Source organism: Neglectibacter sp. X4, from assembly GCF_009917365.1.
Classification (GTDB): Bacteria; Bacillota; Clostridia; order Oscillospirales; family Acutalibacteraceae; genus Acutalibacter.
In genome coordinates, this window is sequence record NZ_QWLE01000312.1 from 1 (window position 1) to 303 (window position 303).

General features: G+C 49.2%; 1 protein-coding gene. It reads right to left on the minus strand.

Features of this window, described 5'->3' with window-relative positions; all coding sequences use genetic code 11:
• Positions 1-303, minus strand: a 303-nt coding sequence (locus D1841_RS18320; protein WP_305801100.1) for a potassium transporter TrkG, incomplete at both ends; no start/stop codon positions are given.

Consider the following 303-nt stretch of genomic DNA (forward strand, 5'->3'; position numbering starts at 1 on the left):
AGAACAAAAATAAAAGACAGCCGGATATAACCAAAGCTGCGGTACAGGTCAGCATAATTTTGCTGTGCAGGGTGTAGGTGCGGAACCGGAAACGATGGTCGATGAAGTCACGCCAGACGATAAAACCGATGCCGCCTGTGATGATCAGTATAGTAGTGGTTAGAAGCACCAGTGGGTCTTTTGAAAAATGCTGTAAAGATGTACCGGGGGTAAAGATACCCATTAAATCGAAGCCTGCGTTGCAGAACGCGGAGACTGCGTGGAAGATGCTGAACCACAGCCCTTGCGCAGCTCCAAAGAGCG